14 protein-coding genes are annotated in these 15,606 nt (G+C 56.4%); 10 read left to right on the plus strand and 4 right to left on the minus strand.

Features of this window, described 5'->3' with window-relative positions:
* Positions 1–8 precede the first annotated feature (8 nt).
* The 6 genes from KP708_RS05710 (at position 9) to KP708_RS05735 (ending at position 5,885) form a co-directional block, all read left to right on the plus strand.
* Positions 9–848, plus strand: a complete 840-nt coding sequence (locus KP708_RS05710; RefSeq protein ID WP_215749344.1) for an aldo/keto reductase — start codon at positions 9–11, stop codon at positions 846–848.
* 100 nt (positions 849–948) lie between these two features.
* Positions 949–1,422, plus strand: coding sequence for a flavin reductase family protein (locus KP708_RS05715; RefSeq protein WP_215749342.1), 474 nt, complete (start codon positions 949–951; stop codon positions 1,420–1,422).
* 153 nt (positions 1,423–1,575) lie between these two features.
* On the plus strand, positions 1,576–3,747 hold the full coding sequence (locus KP708_RS05720) for a TonB-dependent siderophore receptor (RefSeq protein WP_215749340.1): 2,172 nt from the start codon (positions 1,576–1,578) through the stop codon (positions 3,745–3,747).
* 7 nt (positions 3,748–3,754) lie between these two features.
* The gene (locus KP708_RS05725; RefSeq protein ID WP_371822674.1) at positions 3,755–4,027 is read left to right on the plus strand and encodes a hypothetical protein; all 273 of its coding nucleotides are present in this window, start codon (positions 3,755–3,757) and stop codon (positions 4,025–4,027) included.
* Positions 4,024–4,332 (plus strand): hypothetical protein, encoded by a 309-nt coding sequence (locus tag KP708_RS05730; RefSeq protein ID WP_371822673.1) that lies wholly within the window; start codon positions 4,024–4,026, stop codon positions 4,330–4,332. Before KP708_RS05725 ends, KP708_RS05730 begins: the two co-directional genes overlap by 4 nt.
* Positions 4,329–5,885: a PepSY domain-containing protein gene (locus KP708_RS05735; RefSeq protein ID WP_215749338.1), complete on the plus strand. Its 1,557-nt coding sequence runs from the start codon at positions 4,329–4,331 to the stop codon at positions 5,883–5,885. The genes KP708_RS05730 and KP708_RS05735 overlap by 4 nt, the downstream gene beginning before the upstream one ends.
* On the opposite strand, the gene KP708_RS05740 is transcribed toward KP708_RS05735, so the two are convergent.
* Both KP708_RS05740 and queF read right to left on the minus strand, forming a co-directional pair.
* Positions 5,880–6,692 carry an aminoglycoside N(3)-acetyltransferase gene (locus KP708_RS05740; protein ID WP_215749336.1) on the minus strand — a complete coding sequence of 271 codons (813 nt, stop codon included), beginning with the start codon at positions 6,690–6,692 and terminating at the stop codon, positions 5,880–5,882. The genes KP708_RS05735 and KP708_RS05740 overlap by 6 nt on opposite strands.
* Positions 6,693–6,695: 3 nt before the next feature.
* Positions 6,696–7,184: a preQ(1) synthase gene (queF, locus tag KP708_RS05745; protein WP_046900909.1), complete on the minus strand. Its 489-nt coding sequence runs from the start codon at positions 7,182–7,184 to the stop codon at positions 6,696–6,698.
* A gap of 171 nt (positions 7,185–7,355) precedes the next feature.
* On the opposite strand from queF, the gene typA reads away from it, so the two are divergent.
* The 3 genes from typA (at position 7,356) to KP708_RS05760 (ending at position 12,006) form a co-directional block, all read left to right on the plus strand.
* Complete coding sequence (typA, locus tag KP708_RS05750; RefSeq protein WP_086634249.1) at positions 7,356–9,176, plus strand: translational GTPase TypA; 1,821 nt, start codon at positions 7,356–7,358, stop codon at positions 9,174–9,176.
* Positions 9,177–9,451: 275 nt separating this feature from the next.
* Positions 9,452–9,751, plus strand: coding sequence for a hypothetical protein (locus KP708_RS05755; RefSeq protein WP_046900907.1), 300 nt, complete (start codon positions 9,452–9,454; stop codon positions 9,749–9,751).
* Between the two features lie 149 nt (positions 9,752–9,900).
* On the plus strand, positions 9,901–12,006 hold the full coding sequence (locus KP708_RS05760; protein ID WP_215757159.1) for a hypothetical protein: 2,106 nt from the start codon (positions 9,901–9,903) through the stop codon (positions 12,004–12,006).
* 105 nt (positions 12,007–12,111) lie between these two features.
* Here KP708_RS05760 and KP708_RS05765 read toward each other — a convergent pair whose 3' ends face one another.
* Together KP708_RS05765 and KP708_RS05770 are read right to left on the minus strand one after the other, a co-directional pair.
* A complete protein-coding gene (locus tag KP708_RS05765; protein WP_215749330.1) occupies positions 12,112–13,365 on the minus strand; it encodes a D-amino acid dehydrogenase in 1,254 nt (417 codons plus the stop codon).
* A gap of 97 nt (positions 13,366–13,462) precedes the next feature.
* On the minus strand, positions 13,463–14,485 hold the full coding sequence (locus KP708_RS05770; RefSeq protein ID WP_215749328.1) for an NAD(P)/FAD-dependent oxidoreductase: 1,023 nt from the start codon (positions 14,483–14,485) through the stop codon (positions 13,463–13,465).
* Positions 14,486–14,531: 46 nt separating this feature from the next.
* On the opposite strand from KP708_RS05770, the gene KP708_RS05775 reads away from it, so the two are divergent.
* Positions 14,532–15,599 carry a glycosyltransferase family 4 protein gene (locus KP708_RS05775; RefSeq protein ID WP_215749326.1) on the plus strand — a complete coding sequence of 356 codons (1,068 nt, stop codon included), beginning with the start codon at positions 14,532–14,534 and terminating at the stop codon, positions 15,597–15,599.
* Positions 15,600–15,606 lie beyond the last annotated feature (7 nt).

Here is a 15,606-nt window from a genome sequence, read left to right on the forward strand (position 1 = left end):
AATTTCTGATGAACGATGAGGTGCCATATCTGGATAACCAGACAAGAATTACGCTGAACGATGGCCGCGTTATTCCGCAGCTTGGGCTGGGTGTGTGGAAGACGCCTCCTGAAGAGACAGCAACGGTTGTACGGGAGGCTGTGAAGCTCGGATATCACTCCGTCGATACGGCACGCCTCTATCGGAACGAAGATGGCGTCGGTGAAGGTCTGGCGGACTATCCCGATGTGTTCGTGACAACGAAAGTCTGGAATGACGAGCAGGGCTACGACAATACGCTGCGTGCTTATGAGGAAAGTTGCCGTCTGCTGCGTCGTCCGGTTCTGGACATGTATCTTATTCACTGGCCAATGCCGGAACAGGGTCAGTACGTGGAAACATGGAAGGCCCTTGTGACGCTGCAAAAGGAGGGGCGGGTCAAGTCCATTGGCGTGTCCAATTTCGAGCCAGAACATTTGTCGCGTATCATGGATGCAACCGGCGTTGTGCCGGCTGTCAACCAGATCGAACTTCATCCATTTTTCCAGCAGAAGGCGCTGCGGGCCTTTAACGAGCAACACAACATCCGCACGGAATCATGGCGTCCGCTTGGGAAAGGGCAGGTGCTGGATAATGCCACGATCGGGGAAATTGCTCGAAGTGTAGGGCGGACGCCCGCTCAGGTCATCATTCGTTGGCATCTGCAGAGCGGTCTTATCGTGATACCGAAATCGGCGAACCTGAAGAGATTGGCGGAGAATCTGGATGTCTTCGATTTTACCCTGACAGAGAACGATATGGCGGCGATCGCAAAACTTGATCGTGAAGATGGCCGCATGGGCGCCCACCCCATGACTGCCCGCTTCTGAAAAAGAGATCGTCTTGCGAAAGGGCCGCTTCTGGTGACAGTCGAGGTTCTCCTGTAATGGTGCCGGAACCAAAAATTCCGACGATGGCAGGAGAGTGGTCATGACGACACTGAATGAGCAGGACTTTCGCCGGGCGATGTCCCATTTCGCAACGGGTGTCGCAGTTGTGACCGCCAAGGGCACCGAAGGTGAGCAGGGCGCGACCATCAGCGCCCTGACATCTGTTTCCCTTGATCCGCTCCTGCTTCTGATCTGCCTGCATCGTGGCAGTTCGACCTACAAGGCCATTGCTGAAGCCGGGCGTTTTGGTCTGAGCATCCTGAACAACAGCCACAAGGATGTGGCCATGCTGTTTGCCAGCCGCACGGCAGATAAGTTCGGATCAGACGTCGTGGTGCGAGCGGAAGACGGTACGGCGTTTATTGATGGCGCACTGGTGCAGATGCACTGCGAATTGGTGGAGACGTTTCAGGGCGGTACGCACGCGCTGTTCATGGCAAGGCCCACGTCCATCACCGTTCGTGATGAAGCCCCGTTGCTTTACTTCCAGGGACAGTTGGGAATTGAGGCGTAAGAGCACGCTTGTTTGGTTACAGGCGTGCGACCGTAGGTAATGATTTGAAAAAGTGATGGAAATTTCGAAGGCTTTTCGGAATTTCCAGCTTTCAGTTGTTGAGAATAATTATCATTAGTGTTATCTCCCCGCTCGCTTTTCGGAGATTTTGCGATGCGGGTACGGTCGTGTCTTATTCCCTGTGCAACAGTGTTGCTGGGGCTGCCTTCGGGTCTGGTGTTCGCGCAGGAGCCGGAGAAGGAACGTTCAAAGCATCATCAGCCTGAGCCTGTTCGGCAGGGACAATCGGCTGAGCACGCCCGGGAAGAGCACCTGAAAGTGAAGGGCAGCCATGTCGGGTTGCTTGCGGCTGGCGGAAATGCCGCAACCAAAACGTCTACGCCGCTTGAAGATGTTCCTCAGAACCTGACGGTCATTACCCAGGCGCGCATGGCGATGCTGAACTCACGCAGTGTGTCCGAGGCAGTTCGCTACGCTGCGGGTGTTTCTGACTATGGTTCCAAGGATGACCCACGCGGATATTTCGGGACAATCCGGGGTTTTTCCCCGGATATCTATCTTGATGGAACACGTACGCCCGATGCCGCGTCCTCGCAGTCCTTCAGCGTAGAGCCGTGGGGACTTGAAGAAATGGACGTGCTGCGTGGGGCTTCATCGGCCTTGTATGGCTCCGGGCAGCTTGGTGGCATCATCAATGCGGTCAGTAAACGACCCCGTGAAAATCAACAGAACGAGGTTGCGTTTCAGGCTGGATCTTACAGCCGCGTTCAGGGCGCTGCGGATGTCGGGGGAGCCATTGATTCCGGCAAGACGCTTCTATGGCGTTTCAATGGTCTTTTGCGTAAGTCCGACACCTACGCGAAGAATATCAAGAATAACGAAGTCTATGTGGCGCCGTCCCTGCGATGGCGCCCGGATAGCAAGACAGATTTCACGATTCTTGCGAGCTATGAACAGCTAGATGCAGGGTCAACAGCTCAGTTTCTCCCGTCTGTCGGAACGCTTTTTGCCAGTCCTTACGGGTACATCGCGCGTAATTTCCTGAGTAGCGATGCTGATTATGATGTGTATTCGAAGCGTCAGGTCGCCATTGGTTACAGCTTCACGCGGCGCCTGACCCCGAACTGGACCATCAGCCAGAATATGCGATACGCGCATCTGGATCTGGACTATCGGTTCGTGACGGCTGTTGCCCTGTCTTCCGATCAACGCACACTGACGCGACGGGCGTTGCTACAGTCCGCCAATTACAACAATGTGACGCTGGATACGCGCTCCAACCTGAAGCTCAAGACGGGTCCGGTGCATCATGAGCTACTGGCTGGTGTGGATTTCCGAAGTGATTTTCTGGCCAGCCGCCGCGGACAGAGAACGGCTCCGTCCCTGGATCTGTACCACCCCGTCTATCGCACGATCAGTTGGCCAACCTATGGCACTACGACCAATACGAACGAGACCGAGACGCAGACTGGGATTTACGCGCAGGAACAGGCGGAGTGGCATCATTTCTATCTGACGCTCTCGGGACGAGAGGATTTTACGGAAAGTCTCACTGTCGATAATCGTACGGGGACACAGACCCCTCAACAGAACAACGCTTTCACGGGGCGTGTCGGGCTGCTCTACAAGTCCTCTATCGGCCTGGCGCCTTATGTTTCCTATGCAACATCTTTTCAGCCCCAGGTCGGAACGACGCGTGAGAATACGCCTTTCCTGCCAACGCGCGGAAAGCAGATCGAAGCTGGCCTGAAATATAAGCCGCCGCACGGAACGCCTTGGGGCGAAGACTTCATGCTGACGGCTGATTTCTTCAATCTGGTCGAAACCAATGTTCTGACAACTGACCCTGCTGATTCGACCTATGACATCCAGACGGGCGAACAGAGAACGCGTGGGTTTGAGGCGGAAGGCGTCGGACGTCTTCCATACAGGATCGATATGTTGGCTTCTTTCACCTATCAGGATCCCCGGATTACAAAGACAACCGTTGCGGCCCAGAAAAACCAGCGCCCGGTTGCGGTCCCGTCGCATATGGCATCCCTGTTCCTGAAGCGGGATTTTCGGCTGACGAAAAACTGGGTTACGGGACTAGGTGCAGGTGTACGCTATACGGGTAATACGGCAGGAGCATTGCCGGAAACATTCACGGTTCCAAGCCAGCTTGTCTGGGATTTGCAGGCTCATCTGGATTACCGGCGTTTTGGAATGCAGTTCAATGGGACCAACATTGCAAACCGCCATTACGTAGCAATGTGTACGCGTTCGGTTGCTTGTGCCTGGGCGCCTGGGCGAGCGGTATTCGTTACTTTGTCTTATCGTTGGTAAATGGCTCGTGGTGCTCGAACTCCTTTCTGTAGTCCTGACCGTTCTCGCAGCAGAACTGTTTTACTTGTCGGCGCCGTCTCAGTGTTTGATACGTCGCTCTCTCTCATTGCGTGCAGGCGTAGTGCCGGGGCTGCTCAGTCTGTTGGCTGCGGTAGAGGTAATGGCCCTGAGGATACATCTCCTCACAGCGCTGCTGGTGGTTGGAACCGTGCTGATGCTGTCGTGTAGTCTGCTGCCTCTGGCCCTGGCGCTTTTCAGACCTCAGGGGCGATCATCGTGAGTAGTTCGACACAGGCCAAGCCCCTGGATGGAACCGGGTGGATCGGAAAGGTGCTGGCTGGCCTGATCCTTGGCGCGACGTTGGCGATCGGTTTGATGGGCGTCCTTGGGTTACTGTTTCACGCCGATGCCCAACTCAAGACAGCTACGTCTCAAATCCTGCGCTGGTTTCCCGGGCCTGTCTGGGGGCTCGTGGTGGCATTTTCTTTTCTGTTCCGCTCGCCCCGTCAGGCATGGCTGGCACTGGCTGTTGCAAATGCCGGGGTGTGGGTCCTGTTTTTCCTTCTGCATGGTGTCATGGCATGAAGATTCGCGGGGATGTCGTCCGGCTTTACCGGAACGTTCATAGCTGGGTCGGCATTATGGCGGGACTGTTCCTGTTCATCGCCTTTTACGCAGGCGGCATGACGATGTTTGAATTGCCACTGGGGAACTGGGCCTCTCGCACAGCTGCGTTGCCAGCACCGGTTTCGGCAGATCGCCTATCCGAACTGGTGCAGAAGGCCGAGACGGCAGATCCGTCCATGATTGCCAACCATACTGTGGTTTTGCATCCGGATGAGACCAGTCCATCGAGCCTCATGTGGGTTGTCTCATCAGACAGGGACCATGGGCCTGCACGGACAGTTTATGCAGGTCTGGCCGCAGATGGCACACTCGTTACCCAGACGAGAACGCCCTCGCAGGTCGGGTATTTCCTCAACATCCTGCATCAAAGAATAGGCCTTCCCCTGAACCGGGAATATGGGCGCCTCATCATGGGGAGTGTGGCGCTCTTGTATGCTGTGGCGCTTGTGTCGGGCACGATTGTTCTTCTGCCCTCTCTGGTCCGTAATCTCTTTGCCGTCAGACTGACCGAAAATCTGCGCCGCATGTGGCTCGATTTTCATACATTGCTGGGTGTTTGCTCGCTGCCGTTTCACATCGTGATGGCTGCAACGGCTGCTGGGTTTGCATTTCATCAGCCCATCATGGCGTTGGAGAAAACCCTGTTTCTGCCAGCAGTGTCTACGCATCTGCCTCAGAAAAATCACTCGCACCAAGGTGACCGGCCTCAGGCACTTCTTGAGCCACTGGCGATTGTCGATGCCTTTCGAAAGCAGGTTCCGGGGCTTGAGCCGGACACGCTGGCCTATTCCAGCCGGGGCGGGAAGCTGTCTTTGCACGTGACGGTACAGGATGCGGCACAGATCAGCCGTCGGCCGGATGGGGGGTATGGCGAGGTCAATCCTTACACAGGGCGCCTGATCTCAACTGATTTTCTGCCTAACCATCAGAAGCCGGCATTCCAGGCCCTCACGTTGATCTACGCTCTGCATTTCGGGACTTACGGAGGGTGGCTGATCCGGTGGGGCTATGCCGTTTTGGGGTTTGGGGGAGCATTCCTGTTTTACTCAGGCAATCAGCTCTGGATCTCATCACGCAGACGCCGTGACCGCTCGGCTGGTCTGGCGGAAGACAGCTTTGGAACGCGCTGCCTTTCGGCTTTGACAACAGGCTGCATGATTGGCTGCATCAGCGGTGTATCCGCAGTTCTTGCTGCCGCGCCTTTCTTGCCAGAAGGCGGCCACTACCAGGCAGCTGAGGCCCTGTTTTACGCGGTCTTTTTCATCTGCCTCACTGTCGCTGCGTGTTGGGGCGGAACGAGAAGTCTTCGCCCCCTTCTGAGTGTGGCTGGCGTGCTGACCCTTCTGATCCCCCTGACAGACATGACACGATCTCTGACGTCGGGAACGGCCACGTCCTTGGCTGTGAGTGTGGATGGTGTGGCGCTTGTTTATGGAGTGGTTCTCATTGTTCTGGCCCTCAGAAAGAGCCCGCACAGGGGGACTGAAATGCGCATTCCGGTTACATCATAAGGGGGACGGTAAGCTCCACATTTCCACGGCCGTATCAACGGCCTGCGCAACTGGAAACAGCCGCGAGGGGGCCGCCCCGACATGGCCATGTTGCAGCATGGCCTGTCCATCCAGCTTTGCCCCGATGGCCGGAAAGCGCTCCACATTCGTTTGCGGCATTCGGAACCGGACCCAACGACGTTCCCCATCCACCAGCAGAGCAGTTCCGTCTTCAAACGTGGGGCCATGCGGATCTGAGAGGCGTTCCGCCAGATGAAGCGCCGTACAGGTTTCCCAGCCGGTGCCGATCATCAGCACGTAAGCGCCGCACTGGTTCAGAGCCGCGAGAGGCGAAACAACGCCAAACGGGTCCTCAAGAGGCTGGCTGGAGAGGATGTCTGCAGCGCGTGGACCCCGGGCTGTAAAGGACACCTGCGGATGCAGGCTTCGGAGCGTCCCGGGCCACGTGCGGAAGGCCTCGGTAACTGTGCCAACGCCCCGCGTGGAGGTTGTACGGGGATCGAACGCAGGCATGCTGGCGCGAATGGTGTCCCACCAGGTCTGTGGGACGGGTGGATCACACCATCCGGCGGGATCGCTCAGGTCCGAAGACTGCGCAGGCATGACAATCGTGCCTTCCGGCCCCACAACCTGAAGAAGAGCCTCGATAACACTTCTTGCCCCGCCACAGATCCAGCCAATACGGCTCATGGCTGTATGAACCAGAACCGTCATGCCGGGTTCAAGGCCAATCCGTCTGAAATCAACCGCCAGCCGTGCCTGGGTGACAGGCCCGCGGGCACGGGCAATGGCAGCCGCTTCAGTCATGTCTCAGCCACGGCCCCGATAGCCGGGAACGTCCTGTGAGGGAATCCAGACGCCTGCTGGTGGCTCACCTGTCTGCCAGAAGACATCGATTGGAATGCCGCCGCGGGGGTACCAGTAGGCTCCGATGCGCAGCCATTCCGGATCGAGCAGTTCGACAAGGCGTTCGGCAATCGCAACGGAGCAATCCTCGTGGAAAGCGCCGTGATTGCGGAAGCTGGTCAGGTACAGCTTGAGAGACTTGCTCTCCACGATCCATTTGCTCGGGATGTAATCGATGACGATGTGCGCGAAGTCCGGCTGGCCGGTCACGGGGCAAAGAGATGTGAACTCCGGTGCCGTGAAGCGCACAACGTATTTGCGACCCTGATGAGGGGAGGGCACACGCTCCAGAACGGCCTCTTCCGGGCTGTTTGCGGCGGGCGTGTTACGGCCAAGCTGGCTCAGGGCGTCAGTTCCCGGGGCGGAAGGCCCCGTTGGATGATGGTCGGACATGGTGGATTCTTCTCGCGGAAAGACTGTGTTTTCCGAAGATGTGGACCAGCTTTGCGCCTCACTCAACCCGGCCCCTTTACGAAAAGACTGCGACAGAGTTTGCATATTCGCGGGATTCGGTGCAGAAGACGGCGCAAATTCTTATCTTCGATGCACCGTCTGGAAGACCACATGGAAATCCGTAACATCGCCATCATCGCGCACGTCGATCATGGCAAAACCACGCTGGTTGACGCGCTCCTCAAGCAGTCCGGCTCTTTCCGCGAGAACCAGCACGTTGCTGATCGCGCGATGGACAGCAATGATCTCGAACGCGAGCGTGGCATTACCATTCTTGCCAAGTGCACATCCGTTGTCTGGAAAGACTCGCGTATCAACATCATTGATACGCCGGGCCATGCTGACTTCGGTGGCGAAGTCGAGCGTATCCTGAGCATGGTGGATGGCGCGATCATCCTCGTTGACGCCGCTGAAGGTGCTCTGCCGCAGACGAAGTTCGTTCTGGGCAAGGCTCTGGCCCGTGGCATCCGCCCGATCGTGGTCGTGAACAAGATCGACCGTAGCGACGCGCGTCCGGACGAAGTGCACGAAGAAATCTTTGATCTGTTCGCATCCCTGGGTGCAGACGAGCATCAGCTCGACTTCCCGATGCTGTACGCTTCCGGCCGTCAGGGCTGGGCTGATCTTGAGCTGGACGGACCGAAGAAGGACCTGTCCCCGCTGTTCGATCTGGTTCTGCGCCACGTCCCGACGCCAAACGTCGACAAGGATGCGCCTTTCGGCATGGTTGCAACCATCCTTGAGAGCGACAACTTCCTTGGCCGTATCCTGACGGGTCGTATCGATCAGGGCCGTGCGAAGGTGAACATGCCGGTTCGCGTGCTGCGTCCGGACGGAACGGTTGTCGAAACCGGCCGTCTGACCAAGCTGCTGTCTTTCCGTGGTCTGGACCGCGTGCCGGTTGATGAAGCCGAAGCTGGTGACATCGTGGCCGTTGCTGGTCTGTCCGAAGCAACGATTCCGGACACGATTGCTGACCCGTCCATCAGCGAGCCGCTGCCGTCCCGCCCGGTTGATCCGCCGACCCTGTCCATGACCTTCCGTATCAACGATGGTCCGCTGGGTGGCCGTGAAGGCAAGAAGGTTACGTCCCGTCAGATCCGTGACCGTCTCTTCAAGGAAACCGAAGGCAACGTGGCCATTAAGGTTACGGAAAGCCCGGAAAGCGAAGCTTTTGAAGTTGCCGGTCGTGGTGAACTTCAGCTTGGCGTTCTGATTGAGCAGATGCGTCGTGAAGGCTTTGAGCTGACGATCGGTCGTCCGCGCGTTCTCTTCCGTGAAAACGAAGAGACCGGCGATCGTGAAGAGCCGTTCGAAGAAGTTCTGGTCGACGTTGACGAGCCGTATTCCGGTGTTGTCGTCGAGAAGATGTCCCTGCGTAAGGGTGTGATGCAGGACATGCGTCCGTCCGGTGGTGGCAAGGTTCGTCTGACGTTCCTGATCCCGTCCCGTGGCCTGATCGGCTATCACGGTGAGTTCCTGACCGACACGCGCGGCACGGGCCTCATGAACCGTCTGTTCCATGGTTATCTGCCGTATGTCGGCACGATCGAAGGACGTCGTAACGGCTCTCTGATCTCCGCTGAAGACGGTCAGACAACGCAGTACGCGCTGTTCGCCCTTCAGGATCGTGGCACGATGTTCGTGGACGCTGGCGAGAAGATTTACACAGGCATGATCCTGGGTGAGCACTCCCGCGAGAACGATCTGGACATCAATGCGGTCCGTGAAAAGAAGCTGACCAACATGCGTGCATCCGGCAAGGACGAAGCCCTGCTTCTGACGCCGCCGCGCCGTATGAGCCTTGAGCAGGCCATCGCCTACATTGAAGATGATGAGCTGGTTGAAGTGACGCCGTCCGCCATTCGTATCCGTAAGCGTTATCTGGATCCGAACGAGCGTAAGCGCGCTTCCAAGAGCCGCGAAAGCTGATCTTTCCCCTTAGGGAATAGATTTTGAAAAACGCGCACCGGGCTTCCGGTGCGCGTTTTTTTATGGCTAAGAGTCGAGGGGCAAGAAATCAGGAAGTCCTCGACGGGACTTTGGCGGAATTGAGGCGTATTTGCGAAGAGGAACCTCTATCCCCCTGAAATTTCATAAAGTTAATGCACGACGAAGACGCGCACTGGTGCTAATTTCAAAGCATGGCCACTTCGATTTTTCTGAAATGTGGTCCGTTTTTTAGTTTTCTGGAGCTTTGTTCTCAGATGCGCCTTTTCAATCGTTCCCTAATCGCCGCCGTTTCTGCTCTGGCCCTGACAGCTGCTCCGGCTTTCGCTGATCCAGTGTCTGCTCCGGTCGAAGCAACGCCTGCTCCGACGGCTCCTGCCGCGCCAGCAGAACCGGCGGCGCCTGCCGCCGCTCCGGAAGCTGCATCCACGGATGCTGCAACGTCCGACAAGACGAGCACCACGAAGAAGCATCATCACAAGAAGCACCATCACAAGAAGCACAAGAAGGCTGCCGCTGCTGCCTCCACGACGGATGAAGCAGCACCGTCCAACTAATGGCGGCTTACCCGGTTTTACCGGGCGGTAAGTAGAGGAAAGCGGGATTGGCTCAGGCTGGTCCCGCTTTTTTTGTTTTTACTGTACGGTCCTCTCAAACCTTCGCTTGCAAGACATACAGTCGTTTCAATTTTCCGGGTGTGGATTTCATGGCTTCTTATCTTTTGTCTTGGCATGGGACGCTTGTTTCCAGCAGGGAAGCCTGTTTATGCACAGCATCTTTTGCAGACGTATTGTTGAAAGTGGTCACACCCGTTCTGGTAGAAGGCGAATATGACATGATGCCCAGTTGGGCAGGGTTGTCGCTCTGTCCTTTGCCGGGGGCCGTACGACCGTTGTGTGTTTTGACGATGGGTACGGAGTTCCTGTCCAGTCGCAATGCCATAGACCTGGACTGGGCAGGTTATCATCTGGAATGGGAGAGTTTCTTACCAATCAAGGCCTCTCTGCTTCCTGTCCTGCATGCGCTGCTCTCGCGGAGGTGGTCCATTGGGAATGGACCTCTACAGCTGCCGTGTATTCAGGAATTTTCTCTCTTCATTGGAGATCAGAAATGGCCATTGGAAACACTTCTGGCGACAATCGAAGGGGATACTATTCTTCTGCAGACTGCAGGCGATGAAACCGTCTGGATTTTAGGAGCCTGCCCGTCCGCCCTCTTGTCCAAGCTTTTGCGTGGCGTGTCCGAAAGTTTCGTCGGGGCAGTTTCTACCCCTGAGATTGAAGAACTGCGCAGGCAGATTTTAAGGGTGTCCGCTGCACCGCATGAAATCATTCATCTCCTGTATTTGGCCCGGATGTGTGCAGAGCAGGAAAGACTGACTTTCGGACAAGAGTTTCTAAAATATGCCCGCCTTTATGATGACCGTCCGGATCTAGGCTATTTCCAAGCCGTCTTGGCGGAGCGCATGGGAGATCATGCCGCTGCGACTAAGCATCTCTCGGATGCGCTGGCGCAAAAATTTTCTGATTCGACCATGCTCGAGCAGTTTGATTACCTGCAGACCAGAATGGCAGCAGGAGAGAACATGCTTCTTCTTCTGCCAGAACTGATGCAACAGGTTTCAGGAAGTGGCTTCGATCCTCTTTTTGATTCCCTGATGCTCTCTCAGAAGCTGGCCGCAACAAACAATCAGGATGTGGTGCAGGCCTATAGCCTGATGTTTGAGCAGTTCTGTTTCAGTAAAAGCCGAGACCGTGGTCGGGCGCTTTTGCGCCATGATCAGACTGGTAATGGCGTCCGTTACTGGAGCGAGATTTGTTTGGGGCATGACGCGTGGCTGTCCGGGGATCGAGCTGCCGCAGACAGGCATTATGGCGAGGCCAAGACCCAAGCCATCGAAAACGGGATCGTGCCAATCCACTATAATTGCGGTGTGTTTTCCTGGTTGACTGAAGCTGAGGTTTCTGGCCTTGAAAACAAAGTCGTGGAAGACCGTCTTGGAACCTCGGGATGGACTTGGAAGTCCAGTGTTCTTCCGGGGCAGGAGGACGTTCAGCCAGAGCTTTGTGTGGTTTTCGGATGTGATACTGGATACTTCCAGTTCATTCCCAAGCTAGTCCTGTCTTTGCTGAAAGTGTGCATGGCCCGATCGAAGGGTGGCCGCATCCGGCTCTGTCTGGGTATCGATAGCCCGACGAATGAACAGTTGGAGTGGTTGGAAAAGACGGTCAGTGCATTGTCAGTTCATGATTATGGGCTTGATTTCACCTTCGCGCATGGCCCGCTGACCTATCGTGACGGTGCAACCTATACGGCCATTCGATACCTGATTTTTCCGGAAATTGCCGAGCGCTGGAGCTGTCCGGTCATTACTGCAGACTGCGACGGCTACTTTCCTTCAGACTTTTTGACGGTCTGGGAAGAGATGAAAGCCACGGCAGATTATGGCTTCCGCCTTTATGCATACGATAAGGCCGGGCATCAATTTTTTGGAGAGCCGTGGGGTTTCGGGGCTGGCATCTCCTACTTTGGGAATGCGGAGAAAGTGCCCGACATCGCCCGTTTCCTGCATAATTATCTTCAAATTGCCTACAATCCCGATAATCCGACCAACTGGTGTATCGACCAATGCGCTTTAGTGCAGGCTTACAAGCAGTTTGTAGCACCAGATTGGGAGACGTTGCGTATTCGCTTCATGGATGACGGAACGCCTTTGATGGTGATGCCCCATCATGTTGGTGGCAAGCAGGAGCTGCTTGAGCACGAAGGCACAGTGTCCGCAGAGGACGTTCAGGATTTTCTGTCCGCCTGAGCGGAAGAGTATGGCTGAAAGTTGGTTCTGGCAGATCACGTCAGATCGGTCCGCCAGAGAATGAACGCTGCTATCAGCCTTTATAAAGCCGATAGCAGCGTTGTTTTACAGATAACGGTCGAGAGAGAGATCCAGTGACGGGATGGCTGTCTGTCGGCCGGAGATCTGGTCTGCAACGATCTGGCCGGAGCCCGCTGCCATCGTCCAGCCAAGCGTGCCGTGACCGGTGTTAAGCCACAGATTGCCGTAGCGCGGAGCTGGCCCGACGATGGGGGTGCCATCTGGCGTGCAGGGACGCAGGCCGGTCCAGTAACGTGCAGCAGAAAGGTCGCCGCCGCCGTACATCTCGTTGAACGACAGTTCCAGCGTTTCACGACGGTCCGGGCTCAGGCGTAGGCTGAAGCCAGTCAGTTCGGCTGTTCCGCCAATGCGGATGCGATCCCCGAGGCGCGTGATGGCAACCTTGTAGGTTTCATCATTCACCGTGGATACCGGCGCACGGCTCTCATCTGTGATTGGCATGGTCAGGGAGTATCCTTTGACCGGATAGATCGGCAGACGCAGCTCCAGTGGCTTCATCAGGCGCGGGGAGTAGCTACCAAGAGCCAGCACATACGCATCTGCTGTCAGGCGTCCAGCGCTGGTACGAATGCTCACGATGGATTTGTCAGCCGCTTCGATGGCTTCAATCGTGGTACCAAGACGGAACTTCACACCCTTCTGTTCGGCCATAGCAGCGAGGCGACGTGTGAAGAGATGCGCATCACCTGTCTGATCGCCCGGAAGGCGCAAGCCACCACGCAGACGATGGCGTGCATGGGCCAGACCCGGCTCATGAGCAATGATTTCATCGACGTTCAGAAGCTGATGATCCACGCCACTTTCTGCCAGAAGACGCATGTCCTCGGCAGCGTGTTCGACCTGGGCATCCGTCCGGAAAAGTTGGATCAGACCCTTTTGGTCACCGTCATACTTGATGCCGGTTTCGTCGCGGAGGGCGTCGATTTTATCGCGGGCATACTCCGCAATCCGAAGCATACGGCTCTTGTTAATGTCGTATGCTTTTTCCGAACAGTTCGCGAGCAGCTCGCCCATGAAGCGGAACATGGCTGTGTCGAAGCGCGGGCGGATGATCAGCGGACTGTGTTTGCTGGTCATCCATTTGGCGACTTTGAACGGCAGACCCGGCATGGCCCATGGTGTCGAGTAACCAGGGGAGACCTGACCGGCGTTGGCGAAGGACGTTTCAAGCCCTACGCCAGGCTGCCGGTCAATAACCTCAACTTCATGACCTTCCTGAGCAAGATACCAGGCGGTTGTCACGCCGATGACGCCGGCGCCCATGACGATGATTTTCATGACAGTTCTGCTGCTTTCCGATTGGTAGAAAACCGTATTTTCGATTTGGTACCGATCAGATCAGCACCAGCGGAAACGGTTGTCTACCCCCGGCTTTTCAGCCCGGAACGCCCTTGCTGGTGGAATATTCGAAGTGCAGGGCTGTATCCGGATGAACTATGGCGTGAATGGCATGAACTGCCATCGCACCTTCAGAAAACCCCTGAAGAATTAATTTAAGCTTACCAGGATAGGTTGCCACATCACCGATGGCGAAAATGCCCGGTGTGCTGCTTTCCAAGGTCGCCGGGGTGACCGGAACCGTGTTGCGATGCGTGTCCAGACCCCAAAGTGCGATCGGGCCGAGATCCGTGGAAAGACCATAGAATGGCAGGAGCGTATCAGCGTCCAGATGGCGGGATTCGCCAGCCAGAGTGGTGACTTCCACAGCAGAAAGCTGGCCGTCCGTACCGTGCAGAGCGTGGAGCTGGTAAGGGACAACCTTCTCAATACGGCCTGCTTTGATCTGATCGTCGATGCGGGAGAGTGTTTCCGGGGCACCGCGGAAGCGGTCTCGGCGATGCAGCAGATAAATGTGCTCGGCGACCTCTGAAAGCGACAGTGCCCAATCCAGAGCAGAATCGCCACCACCGGCAACGACAATTTTCTTGCCGGCGAAATCAGCGCGCTTCTTGACGTAATACTGAACTGCACCCGTGCGCTCGTACGCTTCCAGTCCGTCTAGTGGTGGACGGTTCGGACCGAATGCGCCAGCGCCAGCCGCGATGATAACAGCCTTGGCTTTCACGGTGTCGCCACGTGCTGTGGTGAGCGTGAAGTCTCCACGGTGGCCCGTCAGGGTTTCCACGCGGGAGCCGAGCAGACGGGGAACGTCGAACGGCGCAATCTGCTGATCCAGCGCTTCGATGAGTGCGCCGCCCTCAATGGAAGGGTGCGCCGGAATGTCATAAATCGGCTTTTCCGGATACAGCGCCGCGCACTGACCGCCAATGCTGTCGAGCGCGTCAATCAGGACGCAGCTCAGTTTGAGCATTCCGCATTCAAAAGCTGCGAAGAGGGCGGTCGGACCGGCGCCAACAATCGCGACGTCGGTGGAGAGGGTTTGAGGTGAAATCGTCATATCTGTTTCTTAGGCGTTTTGAGTTGAATGGGGTAGACCATCCCGCATGCGGTGCGCCTTTGTCATCCAACATATTAATGCAACAGGCGGAACCGAACGCTCTGCCTGCGCGGTGATGAACGGGCTTGTTCAGCGGGATGTGACGGTTCATCTGCTGGAACTGGTGGGAAACGGCGCGCCCGTCTTTCCGCTGGACGACAGAATTCCCGTAAAATCCCTGTTTGAAAAGCCGGTAAAAATTTTCAATTCCTGGCCACGAATTGTTGGGAAATTGGTGCGCTATCTAAAGCGTCACCGCATCGACACACTTGTTGTTGTGGAGGCCACACATGCCCTGTATGGCGTGGCTGCGGCCCGTCTGGCCGGGTGTCGGTGCATCGTGTGGGAGCACTTCAATTTCAACATTACGTTCAATCGGCGCAAACGGGTCTGGGGACGGCAGATTGCGGCGCGATGGGCTGATGATGTGGTGGTTCTGACAGCGCGTGACAAAGCGCTCTGGCAGGCAGGATTGCCAATCAAAGCGTCTCTGGCTGTCATCCCCAATATGGCCCCTCCGGTCTGGCAGACAGCTTATGCGCAGACTTCTCGTCTTGTTTTGACGGCAGGTCGGCTGACCGATCAGAAAGGCTATGATCTCCTTCTGAAAGCCTGGGCGATTATAGAAGCCGATCAACGCGGAGCAGCCTGGTCTCTGCTTATGCGTGGAGACGGACCGGACCGCCTCATGCTTCTGCAACAGGCGGCGTGCCTGAAGCGCGTGACGATTGCCCCCGCGACCCCTCATCTGGACGATGATTACGGGCAGGCCGCGCTCTACGTGTGTTCATCGCGCTACGAAGGGCTGCCGATGGTTCTGCTTGAGGCTGCCTCAGCGGGAGTGCCAGTGGTGGCGTTGGATTGCGAAACTGGCCCGGCGGAAGTGGTTGTGCCGCAGGAAACAGGAATCCTCGTGCCACCAGAGGATTATATCGGACTTGCTGAAGCTCTTCTGGCTCTGATGGAGCAGAATGAAAAAAGGCGGGCCATGTCTGACATGGCCCGTCTTAAAGCACTGGAGTTTCAGGAAGGCCTCATCATGGATCGATGGATGGGTCTCCTGGGTCAGTCCTGACTTTTTC

Source organism: Gluconobacter sp. P5H9_a (genome assembly GCF_018812085.1).
Taxonomy (GTDB): Bacteria; Pseudomonadota; Alphaproteobacteria; order Acetobacterales; family Acetobacteraceae; genus Gluconobacter.